We start from the raw sequence: 659 nt of genomic DNA on the forward strand, positions 1-659 counted from the left end.
TACCGGACGGATCTGTTCGATGCGGTGTCGATCGGTCGGTTGGTGGGTCGGTGTCGGGAGTTGTTGGTGGCGGTGGTGGCTGATCCGGGTGTGCGGGTTGGTGGGTTGGGGTTGCCGTCGGGGGAGCGGGGTGTGTTGCGGCGTTTCGGTGCGCCGGAGGTGGTGGGCCGGGTGGTGGATCCGGTGGTGGGGTTCGAGGAGCGGGTGCGTCGTGGTCTGGGTGCGGTGGCGGTGGTTGCCGCGGGTGGGGTGGTGTCGTACGGGGAGTTGAACGCGCGGGCGAATCGGGTGGCGTGGTGGTTGCGGGGTCGTGGTGTGGGTCCGGAGTCGCTTGTGGGTGTCCGGTTGCCGCGTGGGGTGGACATGTTGGTCGCGGTGTTGGGTGTGTTGAAGGCGGGTGGCGCGTATGTGCCGATCGACCCCTCCTGGCCGGCGCAGCGGCGGGAACTGCTGACCTCCGACCTCGGCGTGAGCGTGGTGCTGGACGGCGAGTTGCCCGATGGTGGCCGTGACGACGACCCGGGTGTGCCGGTGGACGGCGGCCAGCTGGCGTATGTCATCTACACGTCGGGCTCGACCGGCCGGCCGAAGGGTGTCGGGGTGTCGCGGGCGGCGATGGCCGCGCACGTGTCCCGGATGCGACGCCGCTTCGGCCTCGG

The 659-nt window shown here is 70.6% G+C and carries 1 protein-coding gene; it reads left to right on the forward strand.

Annotated features, from left to right (window positions below; translation table 11 throughout):
• Window positions 1–132: 132 nt before the first annotated feature.
• On the forward strand, window positions 133–659 hold a 527-nt coding region (locus SM452_RS30410), incomplete at its 3' end, for an AMP-binding protein (protein WP_463841227.1).

Source organism: Micromonospora sp. SYSU B005 (assembly GCF_055362685.1).